Here is a 17,262-nt window from a genome sequence, read left to right as displayed (position 1 = left end):
GCGTTATTTTCCAATTTCGCTCGTTAGTAACTTCAATCCTGCAACACCAAAAAACAAAGCAAAAATACTCTCAAATACCACTTTAGATTTTAAGTATCGTTGCCTAGCAAGTCTGTTTGAAAAGAGAAAGGCATAGCCTAGGAAGATCAGCGAACTTACCGAACCAACGACGAAAATCACCGATAAAAGCTCAATAGGTTGTGCAGTTGAGGGAACACCAATAGAGTATAGAGAGCCAAAGAAAAGAATAGCTTTCGGGTTAGTAAGGTGGATTAGCAAGCCTTTAAAGTAATTGCCTTTCAATGTTGATTTTTGGTTCTCAGGTAGGCTTATCGATATTGAGCTAAGTGCATAACGTAGGGACTTGAATGCTAAAAATAATAGATACAGCGCGCCACAGTATCTGAGAATTTCAAACAACCAAACGTTGGTATGAAGAACTGTTGCAAGTCCGAATGCAGCTGTAGCAGACCAAATCAGTGACCCTGTAAGAACACCAGCTGCTAGAGATAAGCCAAAGTAGCGGCCATGGCTCATGGAAGTGCCTGCGATGGCGAGAGTTGCAGGGCCGGGACTGGCAATCGCAGCAAGTGCAGATAGGATAATTAGTAGATAGTTGATTTCTGCCATTTGTTTTACCATTCTAATTCAAAATTAAGGGCAAGCTAGTGTGGTAAAAGTACAGGTCACCATACTTTATTTAGCCCCAAGTGTTTCGTAATTCATTCGCTCTTGTAACAACTCACGTTCTCTTTCCAGTTCAAGTCGTAACTCTTCTTCACTTGGTAACTCAGTCATGTACTTAGAGGCAAATAGGTTTGCGTTGTCATTCAGAACAGAATACTTGGCAACCGTATGATTGTTTTCAGTGCAGAGAATTAAACCAATAGTGGGGTTGTCATCTGCCCGTCGCTTTTTTTCGTCATACATGCGTACATACATATCCATCTGACCCACATCTTGATGCGTAAGACGGTGCATTTTTAGGTCAATGAGTAAGAAACACTTGAGGTGGAAGTTGTAGAACACCAGATCAATATAATAATCGCCATCGTCGGTACTGATACGTTGTTGGCGTTCAACAAAAGCAAAGCCTTTACCCAGCTCTAACAGGAACTTTTGGAGGTTCTCAATTAGGGCTTGTTCCAGCTCGCTTTCTTGAAGTGAACCAGATGGTAAGCCAAGAAAGTCAAAGATATAAGGGTCACGCAAATAATCCTTTGATGAGGTTGCTAGAGACGTTGTCTTTTGTCCTGCTTCCTCAAGTACTGGTTGTTTTTCCTTACTAGATAATAAGCGCTCGTAATAGAGCGAACCAATTTGACGGTCTAACGCTCTAGAGCTCCAGCTTTGTTCAATGGATTCATTCACATACCATTGTCGTGCTTGCTCGTTATCAATACGAGAAAGCATACGGTAATGTGTCCAACTCAATTCGAGACGCAGTGCGTCTCGAATTGGAAACGCTTGATAAACTGAGCGCATGAAGCGCAGGTTTGTCATATCAAAGCCTTTACCAAACTCAGCTGTCAGTGATTGTGATAATTCTTTTAGTAACGCTTTTCCATACTCTGCACGGCTTTCACCTTGCTGCTCATGTTCAACAATCAAATAACCAATCTGCCAGTAGGTTTGAACCATCACTGTGTTGACAGTGGTCACTACTTTTTGGCGGCTTTGAGTGAGTAGCTCTCGAACACTATCCAGCAATTGCTTGTCTTGTGAGGCTGGGGTATTGGTCATAATGCGTGTCCTTCGAGGCTTAATACATTAGACGATTATACTGCTCTTGAGTGCTACAGGTTGATTACTTTTCAGGGAAAATGAATTGATGTGCTTTAACTGTCACCGCAATACAAACTCACTCACTCATTGATGATGGTGTAAGCTAAGTGATTTACTTAAATAAATCCCTACCTCCCTATCTGGTTAACCGCACGCAACTCATTCTTAAGTCGCTCAACATTCACCACACCACCTCGATACTGCTGAATCAACACACCCTCATGGTTGATCAAGTAAAGCAATGAACGATGGTCTAACTGATCACCACCCAACGGTTTAACACCTACACCAAACTGCTCAGATAGCTCATCAGTATTTGCCTGACTAGTCACGGCAAAGCGCCAGCTCGGAGTATCAATCTCAAAACGTTGTGCATATGCCTTTAACTGCTTCGGCGTATCGCTCAGTGGAGCAATCGAAATAGATAAGAGTTTGATGCGGTTTTTCTTAGGGTCAAGTCTCAACTCTTTGTGAAGGTCGCGCAGCCCAACCGTTTGCACAGGGCAAATAGTAGTGCACCCCGCAAACATGAAGTTGACCAGCACTGTATCGCCTTTCAACTCATCAAGAGTGAAAGCCTTTCCATCTTGGTCTACTAACTCAATATGCTTTAGTTCTGCAGTATTAAGTGGGCCTCTTACAGGTGCATTTGGCCCTGTTAGATCAACTGCTGCCTTAGGGGCTGTTTTTGATTGTGAATAGTCAAACACGGCATAACACAATGCTAACGCGATTAATAACAGTCCAATTATTGAAGGAATTTTTTTCATTATTTTTAACCAGTAATTGCTTGGAATAGAGTGACCTAGCTTAGTATCAGGCCACTCTTTTAGGTATAGAAACCTTAGACCTAATTAAGGCGTCACATTAACCGTGACTTCACCCCAGCTGCTACGCCCTTCAACTTCTGAGAAGGTATACCAGATTTTGTCTTCACCAACGTAGCCAGCTTTTGACTGATAGTTTAGCTTGTTATTAGATAACGAAACCGTACCACCATTGAGCGACCATGCGCTATTCAATGTGTTAATCGAAAGACCGTTACCAATGTCATTGGCCAATACATCAATAACAGTCGTCGTCGCTGTAGTCGCCTGTACTGAGTCCGCATTACCAATTGGCGCTGGGTTATTGTCTCCGCCGTTTATGACATTGATCGTGACTACACTCCAAGATTGACGGTTTTCAATGTCTCTAAAACTATACCAAATCTTATCTTCACCCACGTAGCTAGCATCTGCGGTGTAGGTGATTTGATTATTCGCCAACGCCACATTGCCGCCATTTAGAGACCAAGTGTTTGGTGCGATTAGTACCAAGCCATTTCCTGTGTCATTGGCAAGTACATCGATAGTAACGGTATTGCCTGACGTGGCCGTAAGTGTGTCAGGCGTGCCAACAGGGAATGGGTTGTTGATGCCACCAGTCACATTGACAGTCACTTTGGCACTATTGGTACGGCCAATATTATCGGTAATCACATACCAGAAAGTGTCCTCACCACTAAATGTAGCGGCTGACGTGTAAACAAGGTTATTGCCATTCTTAGTAATGGTTCCGCCATTTTGCGAGTACTGGTTGTAGTCGCTAACGGTTAGGCTTGAACCAATATCGTTGGTTAATACATTAAGCGTTAAAGCAGTGCCTGCGGTTGCAGACGCAGCATCAGTCAGTGCTACAGGGTAAGGGCTTTCGTTGTAAACCGCAGTGTCTGAAATTCTGATGATATGCCCAGTTGACGGTACACCTTTATCATTAATTAAGAACATCAAATAATGACCGGGTGTCGCAACGTTGGCCGAGTCAGGTATTTGTACTCGCACACCTTCTGATGTATCCGTGAACTCTGCTTCAATGAAGCGTTGCTCCATATTAAAGGCATGAGTGACAGCACCTGTTTTAATTAAGGTTACGCGGGTGATGGTATCGCTAGTAGGGTGACTAACGCTGATGCTTGCACCGTAAGGCGCTTCCTCTGGTGCGCTAGATATTGTTGGGCGTTGCGCTAAGCCTGACTCATCAAACAGATAAGGCGGTGTGAATATCTCAGCGTTTTTATTGTCTTCAGGGCCTGGAGCACCGCCACCAGCGACGAGTATGCGGCCATCTTCTAACAGAATAGCGACTGAGTGGTATAAACGCATTCGACGTGCAATTGACTCCGCCATCAAAGACCACTGTTCAGTCGCAGGGTCCCAAATTTCAGGACGGTAAGATGCACCACCAGCCGCATTTAAAACGGCAGAGCCACCAACAACCATTACTTTACCGTTTGGCAAAACCACCGTATTTGCCCAAAGGCGTCCAGCTTCCGCAGGTTTGTTAGTCTCACGTACGCTAGGTGAAGAGCCAGTAACATCGACTAACAATGTGCCGTTAGTAGTACTGCTGCTTTCACCAGAAATTTGCATGATTTTGCCGGGGCTATACATAACTGCGGTAGAGCTGTTGCCTCGGCTAGTTTGTGGCAAAGTGCCTGCAGTCGTTAGCGTACCTTGACCATCAGCTGTCATGTAGTACATGCGCTCGCTTTGCATACCAAATATGCGCCCGTCAGGGATGACCCAAAGCTTAGGGTAGTAGTAACCGTAACCTGTCGTATTGACACCAAATAGAGAGCGCCACTGGTTTTCCGAAGGTGAATACACTTCTGGCGTAACGATTTCACGGAGCTGTCCATCTCGACCACCCGATACCAAAATATCCCCATCAGGTAAGGTAATAGAGGTTGGATACCAGCGAGCGTAGCTCATTTCAGCGGCTCTGCTGAGTCCATTATTTTGAGGGTTAAACTCAGCAACGGAGGTGATTCCAGAGTTTGTTAAACCTTCAGGTCGAGCATCACCGCCGGGCATAAGGACGTTGCCACTCTCAGGTAACACAAGTCCCGCTGAGCAAAAGGATGTGACACTGATATCACTGGTGATGACGGTATGTGATGAGTTGTCTAAACCTAACGCAGGGTCCCACATGTCATATTGAAATTGGCCAGAGCTAATACCATCAACGCCCCAAGTCAGTATCTTTCCTTGCGGTGTTAAAACGGCATGAATCGCGATCATTGGCCAGTCAGCTTGTTGCGTCCATTGACCTTCTGTATCTGGGGCAGCATTGGCAGCAGTAAAGGCGCTGGCTAGGAGTAGGCTGGTCGCTAAGTTTATTTTTAGATTCATGGTTACCACTCTGGAGTATTGGGGTGATTCAGAGCTGTGGGGGCAGCTCTAACCGTATTTACTTAGAGTAGACGGACGAACGGTGGGTGTTCCATTATGGCGTAGGTGGATGGGGGAGAAATTACGATAAGCTGAAATTTTTTGAAACCTGTGTAGCTCACAACTCCGACAGGGGCCGGTTTATAAGTTGGCCTGATTACTCAAGCAGACCCAGATGGTAGTAACTTCCCCGTTGAAAACGATTGCGCCTTTTCTGAGTCACCCATATAAAGCTCACCTTGGTAAATGAAAAGAAGTACAGGTGCGAAGTCATCAATGCTTTCGTTTCTGTACGAGCCAACATAACCTGATGTAGCACTTACTGATGCCAACCATGACAAAAAGGGCAGGCAGTCTTCATAGATACTTTCAAGCTTCTGATTTGGTATGTATAAATTAATCGCGTGTCTAGTAACCTCTCCCAGAGTATCTTTCTCTATCCAAGCTTGGCTTATATATGATTCTTTTGGGAAGTCGCGGTACTGAAAGCCAAAAGGATAGTTAGACAGGGCGCTTTCAAAGTAGTTGTGTTCTTTTACTAAGTTTGGTGTCTCATTAGAGTCACCGACCATGTAGTTAATAACGGCGATTTCTTCAGCTATTAGGTCGAGCTTAAAATCGATTGAAAAGGCAAGTATTGAAGGTGCTGAGTTTGTTGATGGCTTTATGGCATTTAAAGACTAACTAAATAAGGTCCAATAACTTATCGCACGAATAAATACCAATATGGGGAAGTTGTACTCATCTTCTAATAAGTACCTGTACTTTTCTAGTTTTCGTGGGACTATAGAATTACAAGGATGTATCTATGAAACACATACTACTTACCATTGCATTAGTGTCTTGCCTCACATCTTTTTCAGTGACGGCGGAGTCTCCATCTGAAGTGAAAGAGAAATGTTTAAAAGGTGGCGTATTTCAAAAAGCTGCTGCCAAAGGTGATATTGCATTAGTTCAATCGTGCATTGAGGCGGGCACTCCAGTTGATTCGGTTGAAGGTAATGGTTGGACTTCATTACATGCTGCGGCTTTTAGTGGGCAGGGTGAGGTTGTTCTATGGTTATTGAAGTCTGGTGCTGATCGAACATTAAAAGATAAAAATGGTAAAACGCCTTTGGATTTGGCGAACAGTAACAAGCACCAAATAATGATAGATCTATTGAGTGATGCGAAAGCTAAGACATTGACGACGACTGATCCCAAGGTATTGGAAATAGCCGAGGCATTACGTTATGAACTAAATAATTATGGCGCTACTTCATCAGATGATTCGATTGATCGTCAAATAGTAAAAATTCTACATATTAAAACGGTTCAAAGTGACTCAGCCTCTCAGACATATAGCATTAGAGTGAAGTTCAAAACGGGTGTTTTCTTTGAGGGATCAGATGAGGTGACTTATGAGGGTCTAGTTTTGGAGGACGCTCAGGGGCGCTTTACAGTGAGTGAGTATGATCTTGTGGATGCCTAGCGACTCTTGAAGTAAACACTATTCGTAATTCTTAAAAAACTGGAGCACAACTAGCGACCAACACTCCCTCCTGTTATGCTTGTTTCAAACAAGTATCCTGAGAGCGACCATGAAATTCCAAGGCACAGAACAATATATAGCTACCGACGACCTACAAATCGCCGTCAATGCAGCCATTACTTTGCAGCGTCCACTCCTTATCAAAGGTGAGCCGGGCACAGGTAAAACCATGCTAGCGGAACAAGTCGCCGACTCCCTAGGGATGCGCCTAGTCCAATGGCACGTCAAGTCCACGACCAAAGCTCAACAAGGCTTGTATGAGTACGATGCTGTCTCTCGTTTACGTGATTCGCAACTCGCCACGGGTGACGTGGATGTAGGTAACATCGGTAATTACATACGTCAAGGAAAGCTGTGGGAAGCCTTTGCCGCCGATGAGCAAGTCGTATTATTGATTGATGAAATCGATAAAGCGGACATCGAGTTTCCCAATGACTTGCTGCAAGAGCTGGATAAAATGGAGTTCTTCGTTTACGAAACGGGTGAGACGATAAAGGCAAAGCATCGCCCAATCATTATTATCACCAGTAATAATGAAAAAGAGCTACCAGACGCGTTCTTACGTCGTTGTTTCTTCCACTTCATCAACTTTCCTGACCGCAACACCATGCAGGAAATCATCAAGGTTCACTATCCTGATATCCAAAAGAACTTGGTGAATGAAGCGCTGGAAGTATTCTTTGAGTTGCGTACTGTGGCAGGGCTTAAAAAGCGTCCATCAACCAGTGAGCTTATCGATTGGTTGAAGTTGCTGATGTCTGACGATATTCCAGAGAATATTTTGAAAGATCGCGATCAGAGCAGTGCTATTCCACCACTTTATGGTGCGCTGTTAAAGAACGAGCAGGACGTCTCTTTACTAGAACGCTTAGCGTTTATGCACCGTCGCGCAAAGTCTTAAGTCATGTTGACCAATCTATTTTATACCCTAAAAGCGCACGGTGTGCCTGTCTCGATTCGTGAGCATTTGGACTTGCTGTCAGCACTTAGAGCTGACTTAGTCGTTGCAGATAGCGAAGAGTTTTACTATCTCGCGCGCACCTTACTCGTCAAAGATGAAAAGCATTTTGATAAGTACGACAAAGGCTTTCAGGCATTTCTGAGTGGCTTCGATTCGTTGGATGGTTTGGTTGAAGCGTTGATCCCAGATGATTGGTTACGCCAAGAATTTACCAAGCAACTGAGTGACGAAGATAAAGAGAAAGTTAAAAGCCTGGGCGGTTTGGATGAGTTGATCAAGCAGTTTAAAGAGCGTCTGGAAGAGCAGAAAGAACGTCATGCGGGCGGTAGCAAATGGATTGGTACCGGTGGCACATCGCCATTTGGTCATGGTGGTCACAACCCTGCGGGAATTCGTGTCGGTGGTGAAGGGCGTAACCGTAGTGCGGTAAAAGTTTGGGAAAAGCGCGAGTTTAAAAACCTTGATGACTCTACCGACCTGAGCCCTCGAAACCTCAAAGTTGCGCTGCGTCGTTTACGTAAGTTTGCGCGTGAGGGCGCGCAGGATAAATTGGACTTAGACGATACCATTCGTAGTACTGCCAATAACGCGGGACTGCTGGATATAAAAATGAAAGCAGAGCGCCACAATGCCGTGAAAGTGCTGCTGTTTTTTGATGTAGGCGGCTCGATGGATGATTACATCAAGCTATGTGAAACCCTGTTTTCTGCGGCACGTACTGAGTTCAAACATTTAGAGTATTTCTATTTCCATAACTTCATTTATGACTCGGTGTGGAAGGATAATAATCGTCGTTTTGACCAACAAATACCTGTGTTGGATATTCTGAATAAATACAGTAAGGATTATAAAGTTATTTTTGTCGGTGATGCGGCAATGGCCCCTTGGGAAATTACCTACCGTGGCGGCAGTATTGAGCACAATAACGAAGAAGCTGGTCAAGCTTGGATGCAACGTCTAATGAACAGCTTTGAGAAGATTGTCTGGATTAACCCAACACAGCGCGAGCATTGGGACTACACCCAAACTATCGGCATGATCCGTAAGATTGTTGACGACAAAATGTACCCGCTAACAGCTAAAGGTTTGGAAGAGGCAATGACTGAATTAAGTCGTTAATGGCTTAGAAGTTATTTTCTGATATTCACTCAGTATTTTCCTGTTACCCAAATAAACAGAAATTAATTACGATGGCGACTTTTAGTATATCCACGTGATGCTTATTTTTGGTAAAGTCACGAAATTTCTAGAGGGTTTGTGTCGTGTTTGATAATCGGTTTGAAGATGTAAACCTTAAAGGCGATCTGTTTGGTGGCGTCACCACCGCAGTCGTTTCGTTGCCATTGGCATTAGCGTTTGGCGTTGCCTCAGGGGCTGGAGCGGAAGCAGGTCTTTGGGGAGCAATATTGGTTGGCTTTTTTGCCGCTCTTTTTGGTGGCTCGACAAGTCTTATCTCCGAACCTACTGGCCCGATGACGGTGATTATGACCGCCATTTTAACTAGTATGATGGCTCAATACCCAGAATCAGGTGTTGCGATCTCATTCACTATTGTGATGATGGCAGGCGCGTTCCAAGTGCTGTTAGGCACGTTAAAGCTGGGTAAATACGTCACTTTAATGCCCTATAGCGTCATTTCTGGTTTTATGTCAGGAATCGGCGTAATTCTAATCATCCTCCAGCTATCACCGCTATTAGGTCATGCCGCACCTTCAGGTGGCGTGATGGGCACACTGTCAGAACTGCCAAATACCCTTTCTAATATAAAATTGAGTGAATTATTTTTGGGAGTATTGACCTTAGTCATCCTATTCTTATTCCCTAAGCGCTTTAGAAAATTTGTACCGCCACAGCTCATTGTTTTAGTCGTTGTGACAGTGCTTTCAGTGCTATTTTTTAGTAATGAAGATATACGTCGAATTGGCGAAATACCGGCAGGCTTGCCGTCATTAGTTATCCCAGAGTTTAACGTTGAAATACTGACTAGCATGGTGCTAAACGCAATGGTACTGGGCACACTAGGGTGTATCGACACCTTGCTGACAGCGGTTATTGGCGACTCGCTCACACGTAAAGAACATGACTCAGACAAGGAGTTACGTGGCCAAGGTTACGCGAATATGATCTCGGGTCTATTTGGTGCTTTGCCGGGTGCAGGCGCAACCATGGGGACGGTCACAAACATTCAAGTGGGTGCTCGTTCACCAGTATCAGGCATGGTGCGTGCGGCAGTATTGGCCTTGGTAGTGCTAGTTGCGGGTGGTTTAACAGAACCGATTCCTATGACTGTATTGGCAGGTATTGCTGTTTATGTCGGGTTTAATATCCTCGATTGGAGCTTCATACAACGCGCTCATAAAGTGAATATGCCTGCGATGGCCATCATGTATGGCGTGATGCTGTTGACTGTCTTTGTTGATTTGATGGTGGCGGTTGGTCTTGGTGTGTTTATTTCCAATATCATTATTATCGAGCGTTTAAGTAGAGCAGGCGTGCGTCAGGTCAGAGCGATCAGTGATGCTGATGGCGATAACGTGCCACTCACAGAAACTGAAAGAGGCTTGCTGGATAAAGCGAATGGAAAGCTGCTGTTCTTCTACCTCACAGGACCAATGATTTTCAGTGTTTCCAAAGCTATCTCACGACAACACAGAAGGATCGCTGACTATAAAGTGATGGTGCTTGACCTAACAGATGTGCCAATGTTCGATGTAACGGTTGGCTTGGCGCTTGAAAATGCGATTAAAGATGCGCTTGAAGCTAAGTGTGAAGTATTTTTACTGTGCCCAAATGAACAAACTCGAGAACAGCTAGAGAAGTTTGATGTGATGAGTTTAGTGCCTGTAAGTAATATGTATGCACATCGTTATGAAGCGCTGGAAGCAGGGCTTAGGTTTGTTGAGCAGAGTGAAGAAACTACTGCTGTAGCAGCTGTTTAATCGAGTAATGATTAGAGTTGCTTGGTGGGTCAACTAGCAAGCAACTCCTTAACCGCTACACCATAAGTACGACTAATCGGAACTTCATTCCCATTAGAAAGCACCAAGCATGCTTTACCATTAACCCGTTGCAGCTCAACCACATGACCACTCATGACCCACCAAGAGCGGTGTGTTTGAATACCATGCTCAGCACCCAACTCTTGAATAGCATCTGATAACCGTATCAGTACCAACTCACGGCCAAGTGTTGTCGTCACTTCCACATAATGATCTTGCGCACGCAGACAAATCACATCCGTTCCTAGCGCTTTTGGTAGTCGTTGAAAAAAGGTCGATTCAGCTTTTTCTTCTGGTTTAGCAATTGCTTCTTGCTTGCTTTCCCTACTGGCTACAACATAAAAAATACCAGTCACCGCAAGTGAGATTAGTACCGTTTGGCCAGCCAATATTAAGAATGCTCCTAAACTAAATTCCTGAATGCCAATAACAGTGAAATTAATAAAACACACCAATAACGCCACAAAAATAGACGCGATAACACTGGCAATAAGCTGTGCTTTTTTGTCACTCATTCCATAGGTTTTTATCTTCTCGCCAGAGTAGGTAATTATAAAAATAGCTAAAAAACAGGTGCTGCTAGCAATAGCGCCCCAATAAAAGAACAGAGGAATCGTTCCGAACAACTCAGCAGTCCGAAATGGAGCAGACACTGTCAAAATACACACAATGCCCAGTAGACCTAATAAAAACTTAGCTGTAGCTAACTGCTTCATTTCACGAAGCGTGAGTTGCAGGGGTGTGTTCTTCACGAATTGCTTGTCCTTTTGACGTAGTTTCAGTTGAGTCATCGCTAAATATGGCTAATCTGCAGACAGCTTAACAAATGAGAGACAAACAATGAATTTTGACGCACTATTTTCCTCACCACTCGCCATACAGATGCATGTCTTCGCCGCCGTTTCAGCAGCCATTATTGGTCTTGTGGTGTTGTGGCGACGTAAAGGAACGGCTACACATAAACGCTGGGGAAAGGTGTGGGTTGTGCTTATGTTAGTGACATCACTCACATCATTTTTTATTCACGAAATTAAGCTAGTAGGGATTTTTAGCCCCATACATATTATTTCAGTCTTGGTATTAATTACACTGTATCGAGGGGTAGGTCAGGCAAGAGTAGGTCAGATTAATGATCATAAACGAAGTATGAAATCGACGTATATTGGTGGGATTGGTGTCGCGGGTACGTTGTCATTCTTTCCGGGTCGCTTAATGCACCGAGTGACGATTGAGCCTACGTATGAAAGAATTTTTGGGGAAATGGATAAGATAGATCTATTGGCTAGTCCGTGGTTATCACCAGCGGTGTTAGCAATTGTGCTTATTGCAGGTTTTGTTATCCAAAGACTCTTATCAAAGTAAAGCTTACTACAGTGCCAAATGAAGCGGGGAGGGGCAGCACTGTAGTAAGGGTATATTCGACTTACTTCTTTAGCTTAAGGAAGTAGTCGTATATTTCTGGAACGTTGCCGTTACCCATACCTGCATCAAGTGCAGCTTGTAGGTTATGTGAAGTACCTTCAGCAATTTCAGCACGTGTTCCTAAGTCGCTTACCATTTCTAGGAAGTAACCAAGATCTTTGTTTGCATTAGCGATTGAGAAACCAAGGTCGCTTACGCCGTCAACTGCGTAGTTTTTGCAGAAGTTCATGAATGGTGAGTTAGATGGGCCAGCAGACATGATGTCGAACAGTTGCTTACGATCAACGCCAGCAAGCTCAGCAACAGCAAACGCCTGAGACATAGCAGCCGCAGTTGTCATACCCATGAAGTTGTTAATTAGCTTAGTCGTGTGACCTGCACCTAGTGCGCCAAGGTGGAATACGTTCTCGCCTTGCTCATCTAGAACAGGCTTAACTTTTTCAAATGTCGCCATGTCGCCAGACGCCATAATGTTCAGTAGTCCGTCTTTAGCGTGAGCTGGAGTACGGCCTAGAGGAGCGTCGATCATGCCCGCGCCTTTCTTAGCAAGGTCAGCACCGATCTTACGAGTAGACGCTGGGATTGATGTACCGAAGTCAACCAATGTAGCACCTTCTTTAATACCCGCTAAGATACCGTCGTCGCTATAAACAAGTTTCTCAACAACGTCAGAAGTTGTCAGGCAAAGCATAACGATGTCACTGTTTGCCGCAAGCTCTTTAGCAGAAGCTGCTTCGGTAGCACCACGTGCAACGGTTGCTGCCACTGCCGCCTTGTCTAGATCCATTACAGTAAGCTCGTAACCTTTGTTCTGTAGGTTTTCGACCATGTTGCCGCCCATAAGGCCAAGACCGATAAAACCGATAGTTGGTTTAGACATGTGTAACTCCTGAAGATAATGTTGTGTGTAGACGGATTCTGAAGAATTTGTTTCAATTTGTAAACGTGTAATTTACAAATTTGTTTTTGTTTAATGTTAATGAACGTTTGAATATATTGCGGTTGTTACTAATATTTAGCCGAGATGGCTTGTCTTCTTTGGAAGCTCCCTCACAGCTTTCTTCATATCTTGATGTCTGCGCCAAAACCTATTACCTTGCCCATTTTATTCAAACCATAGACAGACCATGCGGCCAACCGACATAAAAGCAGAAAACTATACTGAGCAACTACAAAGTAAAACAGACTTTGTTCAAACTCAGTTTGCACACTTACCCATGCCTGTCTTAGAAGTATTTGAGTCTGCTCCTTTGCGTTACCGAATGCGCGCCGAGTTTCGTATGTGGCACGAAGGTGATGACCTTCAGCACATTATGTTTGATCAAGTGACGAAGGATAAATACGAGGTCACTCATTTCCCTCCTGCCAGTGAGTTGATTAATCAGGTCATGCACGATTTAGTCGAGCTATTACGACCTAACACCATCGCGCGCAAACGTTTATTTGAAATCGATTATTTAGCGACAGTCAGTGGTGAGATTCTCGTGTCTTTGCTTTATCACAAAGCATTGGATGAAGCATGGGTTGAAGAGATCAAAAAGATACGTGCCACACTTAGGGAGAAATACTCTCTCGATATCGTCGGTCGCGCCAAAAAACAAAAGTTTGTATTGGACAGAGATTTCGTCATGGAGTCGCTGACGATTAAAGATAAGGCCTATACATTCAAGCAGGTTGAAAATAGCTTCACTCAACCGAATGCTGGCGTGAATATCAAAATGATAGAGTGGGCACTAAATGCCACTAAAGCAGACAATGCACAACATGATTTACTTGAGTTGTACTGTGGCGCGGGAAATTTCTCCGTTCCCTTAGCGCAGAACTTTAGACGCGTATTAGCGACCGAAATATCCAAAACATCGGTGTATGCGGCCCAAGATAATATTGAGCAAAATGGCATTGATAATTTAACTATTTTACGAATGTCGAGTGAAGAATTTGTGCAAGCACAAAAAGGTGAGCGGAAGTTTCGACGCTTAGAGGGTGTCGAGCTGAGTGATTACGATTGCCGAACAGTATTGGTTGATCCACCTAGAGCAGGGTTAGATGACGCAACACTCGAAATGGTAAAAGAGTACGACAATATTCTGTATTTCTCATGTAATCCAGACACGTTAAACGAGAACTTAGTTAGTCTGTTAAAGACTCATAAAGTCAGTAAGTTTGCGTTGTTTGATCAGTTCCCTTACACGCATCATGCGGAGTGTGGCATTTACCTAACGGCCATTAACTCCCCCGAGGCTTAACCCGCCTCGTCGCCACTGCCACTAACGGATCATCCGGCCAAGGGTGCTTAGGATAGCGCCCTTTCATATCCTTTTTCACATCGTGATAAGACGTTCGCCAAAAGCCCGCTAGGTCTTGGGTGATCTGCAAGGGTCGCTTAGCGGGTGATAACAAATGCACCAACAATGCAATCTTGCCATTAGCAATGCTCGGCGTCTGCTCACAACCAAACATCTCCTGTAGTTTCACCGCTAACACTGGCGGATTCACCGCATAATCAATCGCAATTGAAGAGCCAGTAGGTACTTTAAAACGAGTCGGTGCAAGCTGGTTTAGCTGTTGTTGCTTATCCCAAGGTAGCAACGTACTGAGTATCTCTTGAAGGTTTAACTTCTTAAAATCTTGCAGCAGTTTGATGTTATCGAGGTAAGGCACAAGCCAGTCTTCTAAGGTATCCAGCAACGCCTCATCGCTGACGTCGGGCCAATCACCAGACACATCAACTGAGCGTAACAACGCGACTCGCGCACGCCACTGCAACTGCTCTGGTTTCCAAGGCAACAGACTTAACCCTTCTTTACGAATGTGTTGAACTAGAGCGGTACGTTTCGCTTCCACAGGAACCGTTTTCAACTCACTACAATGCAGTACCAATAAACCGATTTTTTCCTGTTCTTCAGCCACAAAACGCTGGGTCTTTTTGTCCCAAGCTGCAAAGGTGTCTAACGTCACGTGGTCACTAAGTAGCGTTTCAAATAGCTTCTCATCTAACAGCGCAGCCGAGCGAATCGTATCGCCTTTACCGCCAACGGTACTGCTGACTTCTGCCACGGCCAACCACTGACTGTTGCCTAACGCATGATGACCTGTAAGGCTCGCACTACGCCCATTACTCAGTTGATAACCACCAGAGTGACGACGACGCGCAATACGGTCAGGGTAAGCGCAAGCAAGTAAATAGCCTGTGACTTGCTTAGGTTGTATAAGGTAACTGACGTTTGAGTCTGGCTTGTTAAATCGCTTAACTTGAGTCTCAATTTGTTTCGCGAGTTGTTGAGTTCGGTATAACCAACCGCGATGCTGTGCAGGGCAGTTAACATCGCCAACTAACAGGTCGAGGCGATGAGCAATATCAGGGTTATCGCGACTGAACGGGTCACGGTCAGATAGCAAGCTGGCAAGGTATGTTGCTTGCTGAGTAAAACCGTTATTCATGCCGCACAGGAGTAGGTGCGCAAGGCGAGGGTGTAGTGGCAGTTGCGTCATCATTTGACCGTGTTTACTGAGCGCTAAGTGCTTGCTGCTGGTGTCGATGGCACCGAGTGACGTTAACAAATCAATCGCTTGTTGCCACGGGCCTTTCGGTGGTGCATCAAGCCAGACCAATTCTGCGGGGTCATTCACGCCCCATTGTAATAACTGGAGGGCTAATGGGGCGAGGTCAGCTTTTAATATTTCAGCACCGCCATGTGGCACCATTTGTTGTTGCTGGCTCTCAGACCAAAGCCGGTAACATTTTCCGGGTCTAATACGTCCGGCACGACCTGCGCGCTGGATGCTTGATGCATTGGATATTTTAACGGTATGTAAGCCCGTCATTCCAGTGGAAGGGTTGAAGCGTGACTCTCGCACTAATCCTGAGTCAACAACCACGTCAACACCTTCGATGGTGAGGCTGGTTTCGGCAATATTAGTCGCTAACACAACTTTCTGTTCACCCTCGAACTTGCCTGTTAGCGGTGCGATGGCTTGCTGTTGTTCCTCAATGGAGAGGTTACCAAAGAGTGGTTTTAGGTGAATGCCTTGCAGCTTTCGTTCGCTTAACCACTGCGCCAATTCGTCGTTGGTTCGGTGTATTTCGCCTTGGCCTGGCAGGAAAGCGAGTACGCTACTTTCTGGGTTGTCGGTGACCGCTAGTTTGATGGCTGCAACCATACGATCAACGATTCTTTCACGCGGTTGACTGGCGCCACCGTAAACGATATCGACAGGAAAGGTGCGGCCTTCACTGCGTACGATTGGCGCGTCACCCAGTAGGCTGGATACCGCTGCGCCATCGAGTGTTGCTGACATGACTAGTAGCTTTAACGGCTGATCACCGGAGGCTTCGTCGCGAAACAGGGCGCGTCCTTTTAAGCAAAGGCTTAAGGCTAAGTCGGAGTCTAGGTTGCGTTCGTGAAACTCATCGAAGATAACTAGGCCGACTTCCTCAAGAGATGGATCATTTTGTAGCATACGTGTCAGTATGCCTTCTGTTATCACTTCGACTTTAGTATGCTTGCTGCTCTTAGTATCCAATCGCATACGGTAACCAATTGATTTTCCGACAGTTTCATTGAGTAAGCTAGCCATTCTGTGCGCCGCTGACTTGGTGGCAATACGACGGGGCTCTAGCATTAATATTTTCTTACCCGCTAGCCAAGGTTCATCCATCAGCGCTAGGGGTACTAAGGTCGTTTTACCAGCACCTGGGGGCGCCTCCAACACAACTTCGTGACGCTCAGTTAAGCGTTGTTTGAGTGTGTCTAATACGGCTTCTATGGGTAAATTTAGCGAGATCATCTGATAGTGAGGTGGCTTGCGAGTACGGGCAATTCTACACTTTTTGTGGTATCAGCCATACGAAGCCATTCAAATATAACGTAAAAAGTGAACTATTCATGAACAATTATGTTCAATGTGTACGGGTACACCGTTATTTATTATATCTATCAAAGGGGAGAAAGGTATGCCAATACGTCGTATTAAAGCTCACTACGCCATTGAAGAAGGCGATACATTGAGAATAATAACTAAGTCTAATCGTGTTTCATCAGTCATGATTGCAATATTCTTGGCAATCATTGTTAGTCTTATTGCCCTTTCGAATATGAGCTATATCGCTCAATTGGTGTTTATCCTTTTAGCGGGGGCTACGGGGTTTTTATTGGGATCAGGTCGCATTGAGCGAGAAGTTCCGCGTGTCGATATTGTTGAGATCAAACGTTATAACTGGCCACCAAGAGTGACCGTTATTTTGGATGACGAGAGGGCTAGGATGGCAAGACCGGTTCAACCACCCAAGCCCAAAGATGCAGTAAAACCTAAGGATGAAATAAAACCCAAAGATCTAAAGAAATAATGCTA

At 44.8% G+C, this 17,262-nt stretch carries 15 protein-coding genes; 7 read left to right on the top strand and 8 right to left on the bottom strand.

What is annotated here, in order from left to right:
- Positions 1–3: 3 nt before the first annotated feature.
- The 5 genes from DKT75_RS00345 to DKT75_RS00325 all read right to left on the bottom strand — a co-directional run bounded on the left by DKT75_RS00345 (position 4) and on the right by DKT75_RS00325 (position 5,569).
- The gene (locus DKT75_RS00345; protein WP_109821449.1) at positions 4–630 is read right to left on the bottom strand and encodes a LysE family translocator; all 627 of its coding nucleotides are present in this window, start codon (positions 628–630) and stop codon (positions 4–6) included.
- Positions 631–696: 66 nt separating this feature from the next.
- Positions 697–1,743, bottom strand: a complete 1,047-nt coding sequence (locus DKT75_RS00340; RefSeq protein WP_170310648.1) for a PDDEXK nuclease domain-containing protein — start codon at positions 1,741–1,743, stop codon at positions 697–699.
- 170 nt (positions 1,744–1,913) lie between these two features.
- Positions 1,914–2,555 carry an SCO family protein gene (locus DKT75_RS00335; RefSeq protein ID WP_109821447.1) on the bottom strand — a complete coding sequence of 214 codons (642 nt, stop codon included), beginning with the start codon at positions 2,553–2,555 and terminating at the stop codon, positions 1,914–1,916.
- 84 nt (positions 2,556–2,639) lie between these two features.
- Positions 2,640–4,958: an Ig-like domain-containing protein gene (locus DKT75_RS00330; RefSeq protein ID WP_109821446.1), complete on the bottom strand. Its 2,319-nt coding sequence runs from the start codon at positions 4,956–4,958 to the stop codon at positions 2,640–2,642.
- Between the two features lie 200 nt (positions 4,959–5,158).
- Positions 5,159–5,569: a hypothetical protein gene (locus DKT75_RS00325; protein ID WP_109821445.1), complete on the bottom strand. Its 411-nt coding sequence runs from the start codon at positions 5,567–5,569 to the stop codon at positions 5,159–5,161.
- Positions 5,570–5,805: 236 nt separating this feature from the next.
- On the opposite strand from DKT75_RS00325, the gene DKT75_RS00320 reads away from it, so the two are divergent.
- The 4 genes from DKT75_RS00320 to DKT75_RS00305 all read left to right on the top strand — a co-directional run bounded on the left by DKT75_RS00320 (position 5,806) and on the right by DKT75_RS00305 (position 10,428).
- Entirely contained in the window at positions 5,806–6,468 is a 663-nt protein-coding gene (locus DKT75_RS00320; RefSeq protein WP_109821444.1) for an ankyrin repeat domain-containing protein, read from the top strand.
- A 109-nt stretch (positions 6,469–6,577) separates the two neighbouring features.
- Complete coding sequence (locus DKT75_RS00315) at positions 6,578–7,429, top strand: AAA family ATPase (RefSeq protein ID WP_109821443.1); 852 nt, start codon at positions 6,578–6,580, stop codon at positions 7,427–7,429.
- 3 nt (positions 7,430–7,432) lie between these two features.
- Positions 7,433–8,608, top strand: coding sequence for a vWA domain-containing protein (locus DKT75_RS00310; protein ID WP_109821442.1), 1,176 nt, complete (start codon positions 7,433–7,435; stop codon positions 8,606–8,608).
- Between the two features lie 143 nt (positions 8,609–8,751).
- A complete protein-coding gene (locus DKT75_RS00305) occupies positions 8,752–10,428 on the top strand; it encodes a SulP family inorganic anion transporter (protein ID WP_109821441.1) in 1,677 nt (558 codons plus the stop codon).
- A 29-nt stretch (positions 10,429–10,457) separates the two neighbouring features.
- On the opposite strand, the gene DKT75_RS00300 is transcribed toward DKT75_RS00305, so the two are convergent.
- Positions 10,458–11,240, bottom strand: a complete 783-nt coding sequence (locus tag DKT75_RS00300; RefSeq protein WP_158278761.1) for a LytTR family DNA-binding domain-containing protein — start codon at positions 11,238–11,240, stop codon at positions 10,458–10,460.
- 88 nt (positions 11,241–11,328) lie between these two features.
- Between DKT75_RS00300 and DKT75_RS00295 the strand changes: the two genes are divergently transcribed.
- Positions 11,329–11,850, top strand: a complete 522-nt coding sequence (locus DKT75_RS00295; protein WP_109821439.1) for a DUF2306 domain-containing protein — start codon at positions 11,329–11,331, stop codon at positions 11,848–11,850.
- A 61-nt stretch (positions 11,851–11,911) separates the two neighbouring features.
- Here the strand turns inward: DKT75_RS00295 and DKT75_RS00290 are convergent, their stop codons facing one another.
- The gene (locus DKT75_RS00290; RefSeq protein WP_281271397.1) at positions 11,912–12,847 is read right to left on the bottom strand and encodes an NAD(P)-dependent oxidoreductase; all 936 of its coding nucleotides are present in this window, start codon (positions 12,845–12,847) and stop codon (positions 11,912–11,914) included.
- Positions 12,848–13,037: 190 nt separating this feature from the next.
- On the opposite strand from DKT75_RS00290, the gene trmA reads away from it, so the two are divergent.
- A complete protein-coding gene (gene trmA / locus DKT75_RS00285) occupies positions 13,038–14,156 on the top strand; it encodes a tRNA (uridine(54)-C5)-methyltransferase TrmA (protein ID WP_109821437.1) in 1,119 nt (372 codons plus the stop codon).
- Here the strand turns inward: trmA and hrpB are convergent.
- Positions 14,137–16,698 (bottom strand): ATP-dependent helicase HrpB, encoded by a 2,562-nt coding sequence (gene hrpB, locus DKT75_RS00280; RefSeq protein ID WP_109821436.1) that lies wholly within the window; start codon positions 16,696–16,698, stop codon positions 14,137–14,139. The genes trmA and hrpB overlap by 20 nt on opposite strands.
- A 166-nt stretch (positions 16,699–16,864) precedes the next feature.
- Here hrpB and DKT75_RS00275 point away from each other — a divergent pair, with 166 nt between their 5' ends.
- Entirely contained in the window at positions 16,865–17,257 is a 393-nt protein-coding gene (locus DKT75_RS00275) for a hypothetical protein (RefSeq protein ID WP_109821435.1), read from the top strand.
- Positions 17,258–17,262 lie beyond the last annotated feature (5 nt).

The sequence above is a fragment of the Leucothrix arctica genome (assembly GCF_003172895.1).
Lineage (GTDB): Bacteria > Pseudomonadota > Gammaproteobacteria > Thiotrichales > Thiotrichaceae > Leucothrix > Leucothrix arctica.
The sequence above is the reverse complement of the archived record's forward strand: the minus strand, read 5'-3'. Positions and strand labels throughout refer to the sequence as shown.